Annotated in this window: 2 protein-coding genes and 1 pseudogene; all 3 read right to left on the bottom strand. The window is 68.6% G+C overall.

The window, feature by feature from the left end; all coding sequences use genetic code 11:
* Window positions 1–130: 130 nt before the first annotated feature.
* A complete protein-coding gene (gene tviB, locus AD428_RS23260; protein ID WP_053246726.1) occupies window positions 131–1,405 on the bottom strand; it encodes a Vi polysaccharide biosynthesis UDP-N-acetylglucosamine C-6 dehydrogenase TviB in 1,275 nt (424 codons plus the stop codon).
* Between the two features lie 36 nt (window positions 1,406–1,441).
* Entirely contained in the window at window positions 1,442–2,524 is a 1,083-nt protein-coding gene (locus AD428_RS23255) for a polysaccharide biosynthesis/export family protein (protein WP_053246725.1), read from the bottom strand.
* A 34-nt stretch (window positions 2,525–2,558) separates the two neighbouring features.
* A pseudogene (locus AD428_RS23250) lies at window positions 2,559–4,519 on the bottom strand (glycosyltransferase); the annotation flags it as partial.

The raw sequence follows: 4,519 nt of genomic DNA, 5'->3' as shown, positions 1-4,519 counted from the left end.
GGCGCGCCCCGCGCCCCGACAGCACGCTGCCGCGCGCCACGGGCGCGCCCAGCAGCGCCTCCAGGAACGGAATGCGGGCGATACCGGCGGAATGGATCTCTATCATGCGCGGTCGGAACGCGAGGCCGGCTTACAGCCGCAGGTCCGAGGCCGAGGCCGGCAGCACGTACTTGAGGTCGTACAGGATGTGCTCGGGCTTGCCCAGCTTGCGGATGCCCTCGGCGCCCAGCTCGGCGAACTGGTGGTGCGCCACCGCCAGGATCACCGCGTCGTACTTGCCCTGGGCCGGCTGGCTCACCGGCGTGATGCCGTACTCGTGCACCGCCTCCTGCGGGTCCACCCACGGGTCGTACACGTCCACGTCCACGTTGTACTCGCCCAGCTCGCGCACAATGTCCACCACCCGCGTGTTGCGCAGGTCCGGGCAGTTCTCCTTGAACGTCAGCCCCATCACCAGCACCCGCGCGCCCTGCACGTGAATGCGCCGCTTGGTCATCGCCTTCACCAGCTGCGACACCACGTAGCTGCCCATCGAATCGTTCAGCCGACGCCCCGCCAGAATGATCTCCGGGTGATAACCGATCGACTGCGCCTTGTGCGTCAGGTAGTACGGGTCCACCCCGATGCAGTGGCCGCCCACCAGGCCCGGACGGAACGGCAGAAAGTTCCACTTCGTGCCGGCCGCCTGCAGCACCGCCTCGGTGTCGATGCCCATCTTGTTGAAAATCAGCGCCAGCTCGTTGATCAGCGCAATGTTCACGTCGCGCTGCGTGTTCTCGATCACCTTGGCCGCCTCGGCCACCCGGATGCTGGGCGCCTTGTGCGTGCCCGCCGTGATGATCTCCCCGTACAGCCGGTCCACCAGCTCGGCCACCTCCGGCGTCGAGCCCGAGGTCACCTTCTTGATCGTGTTGACCCGGTGCGCCTTGTCGCCCGGATTGATCCGCTCCGGACTGTAGCCCGCGTAGAAATCCTGGTTGAACTTCAGCCCCGACACCCGCTCCAGCACCGGCACGCAGTCTTCCTCGGTGGCCCCCGGATACACCGTGGACTCGTAGATGACGATGTCGCCGCGCTTGAGCACCGCGCCGATCGTCTCGCTGGCCCTGACCAGCGGCGTCAGGTCCGGCTGCTTGTACTCGTCGATGGGCGTGGGCACCGTCACGATGTACACGTTGGCCCTGGCCAGCTCCTGGCGGTCGGCCGTATAGCTCAGGTGCCGGGCCTCGGCCAGCTCTTCGTCGCTGACTTCCAGCGTATGGTCGTGGCCGGCCTTCAAGGCGTCGATCCGGCGGGTGTTGATATCGAAACCGATGACCGGCCGCTTCTTGCCGAACTCCACGGCCAGCGGCAGGCCCACGTAGCCCAGGCCGACCACGGCCAGCTTGACGTCGGAGAGATTCATGATGTTGTGGGGCATGTCATACCTCTGAAAGGAAAATCAATACATTTCGACGCGCTGGCCGACGATCATCACCTGCACGATGGGGGTAATGATCTTTTCCCATTCGTACATCGGCGCGTTGCTGACGTAGACCACGTCTTCGGGCAGCAGCTCGAACTGCTTGGCCAGGAACATGGATTCGGGGTTGCGCATGTTCAGGCGGAACACCACCGGATGCGGCGAGCCGTCGGCCGACTTGCCGTCCAGCCGGAACACGAAGACGCCGGTGGCGTCGGCGGCCCGGTCGTTCAGGCCGCCCGCCACGCCCAGCGCGTCCAGCAGGTTGGTGCGATTCGACGGCAGCTCGTGCAGACCGGGCTTGGCGAGCGCGCCCATGGCCACGAAGCGCTTCAGGTTGGGCTCCACGACCAGCTCGGAGCGCGGCTCAACGGGCACGTTGCGCCCATTGAGCAACTGGTAGTACGGAATGCGCCTGACCTGCGCGCCATGGCGGATGACCACGTCGGCCTGGTAGGAAGGCAGCGTGGAGCCGCCGGCCAGCGTGATGGCGTCCAGCGCCGTGAGGGGCGCCTTCAGGCCGCCGAAGCGGCCGGGGTGCTGCACCGCGCCCGCCACCAGCACGGAATTGCTGCGGTCGTCGGCCAGGTCCACCATGACCTGCGGCTGAACGGCCGCCGTATGGCGCAGGCTGGCCTTGATGCTTTCCTCGATGGCCGGCAGCGACTTGCCCTGCACCGTCAGCCGCCCGGCATAGGGCAGCGAGATCGTGCCCTTCGAATCCACGCGCACCGCCTCGAAAACCGTGCCGCCCGCCGCCAGGGGCGCGAACAGTCCGCCTTCCACGCTGTCGGCCACCAGGATGCGCAGCACGTCGCCCGGCAGCACGCGGATGTTGCCGGCATAGCCGTCGGAAGTGCCGCCCTCGTCCTTGCGGGAGCGGTCCAGCAGATAGGGCGCGATGGTGGCGGCGCTCAGGTCCACCACCTGGTAGGGCGCGGCGCTGTCGGACGGCCCGCTCAGGATGGCCGAGCGCGTGGGCCCGGAACCCGACAGCAGGCTGCAGCCCGACAGCATGGCCAGCGCGAAGACCGCGGTAAAGCGCAAAACTCTAGTGTTCATGACTCCATTCCAGAATGGCGGCCGGCGGCCGTGTCTAATTGAGATAGCAGGAGACGGTCGAGGCGATCATCTGCTCGAGCGAGAATCGCGCCTGCGCCCAGGCCCGCGCCTTGCTGCCGATGTCGGGATCCTTGCGCCGCATGTCCCGCATCTGCGCCAGCGCGCGCACGACCTCCGGCGCCTCGACTTCGCCTGCCGGCAGCGTCAGGCCCGTCACGCCTTCCTGCACCGCCTCGCCCGCTCCGCCCGCGAGCGTGGTCACCACGGGCACGCCGGCGAACTGCGCCTCGATGAGCACATTGGGCAGGCCCTCGAAGCGCGACAGCAGCATGAAGGCGTCGAAGTGCGACAGCCAGTAGCCCACGCGCCGCGAAATGCCGGTGAACAGGATGCGGTCGCTCATGCCCAGGCGCTGCGCGAACTCCCTGACCGGCTCGAGCAGCGGCCCGCCGCCCACCATCACGAAGCGCGCGTCGGGGTTGGACTGCGAATACAGATGCGCCGCCTCCACCCACAGAAAGGGCCGCTTGTTGTCGTCGACCCGCATCACGGTGCCGACCGTGTAGGCGGCCTGCGGCGTGCGCGCCTCGAACTCGCGCCACAGCCGCACGCACTCGTCGTCCTGCACCGCCGGCAGCGGCGCCAGGCCGTTGTAGACCACGGGAATGCTGCGCTCGTCCAGGTCCAGCCACTGCGCATAGCGGCGCGCCGCGAAGCCGGAATTGGAGCTGAGCGCCACGCCCTTCATGCCCAGCAGCGCGCGGTAGATGATGTCGTACTCCACGCGGTAGCGGTCGGGCCGGTCCACGGGCGGCATGGTGCGCACCGACAGCACGATGCGCGGCACGCCGGCCAGCAGCGCCGACAGTGCAGTGGCGAAAATGGAGCCGTCCTGCCAGATGTGCGCCACCGTGGGCGCGGCCGTGCGTATCGCGTCGGTGAGTTTGCTCGTGCCTTCCACGATCTGCTTGGGCAAGAAGCGCAGATAGTCGCGGTACGGGCTGAGCAGCGACGCGTATTCGCAGCCGCCCCAGGGCTGCATGTCCGCATAGACCGACACCGGAATGCCGGCCTCCCGGAGCGTGGCCTCGAAGAAGTCGGCGCCCTCGCGGCTGCGCAGCGAACGGCAGACGACCTGCACCGGACCGAGCACCGGGTAGCCCGCGACGGACCGGCCTTCCTGGATCGCCGTCTGCAAGGCCACCGCGGTGTTGACGAACTGCCGCTCGGCGCCGCCCGCGCCCAGAGAACCGTTGATCATCAGCACCGGCCCCAGGAAACCGTCTTCCGGCGGCTCGTATTCGGCGTTGCGGCGGCGTCCGATCTCCTCGAACAGCTTCTCCAGCACCAGGATGCTGACGGGCACGTCGTCGCCGCCATGCACGCCGAGCTGGCGCAGCGCGATCAGGTCGGTATTGAGTTCGTCCAGCCGGCGCGAGAGCTTGCGCGCGACGGCCCGATGGCGGCCAGGCCGCGCTCGAGCACCTCGCGGGCGCGCCACGGGTAGCCGCGCCGCGTGCACGACTTGGCCCAGGCGACGTAGCCGTTCTCGAACCCGGGATGCGCGTCGGCCAGCCGCGCAAAGCATGCTTCGGCCTGCTCGGACAGGCCGAGCTCGTCCCAGCTCTTGGCCTCCAGCAGGATGTCGCGCGCGGCCACGCTGCCGCCGGAGAAGTACAGCTCGATCTCCTTGCGCCCCGCGTCCACGCCCAGCTGGCGCTTCACGTTGCGCAGCATCAGGATGAACGCATCGGACGAATCGGGAAAGCGCTGGTGGATGCCCCGCCACACGGCCAGGCTCTCGTCGGGCCGGTGCGCGGCTTCCAGCGCGCGCGCCACCAGCACCTGGAACAGCTCTGTCTGCGGATAGCGCTGCACGCAGCCCAGCAGCTCGGGCAGCGCGCCCAGCGGATCGTCGGCCTGGATGCGCGCTTCCAGCGTGCGCCGGGCGCGCTCCAGCAGATCGCGTTCGGGCTCGGCGCCGTCGGCCGAGGC

Source organism: Achromobacter sp. DMS1, assembly GCF_001270295.1.
This window is presented reverse-complemented; position numbering and strand designations above follow the sequence as displayed.

What these genes read in the sequence shown, in the direction of transcription:
- AD428_RS23255 (WP_053246725.1), bottom strand. Translation starts at nt 2,524, where the DNA reads ATGAACACTAGAGTTTTGCGCTTTACCGCGGTCTTCGCGCTGGCCATG.
- tviB (WP_053246726.1), bottom strand. Translation starts at nt 1,405, where the DNA reads ATGAATCTCTCCGACGTCAAGCTGGCCGTGGTCGGCCTGGGCTACGTG.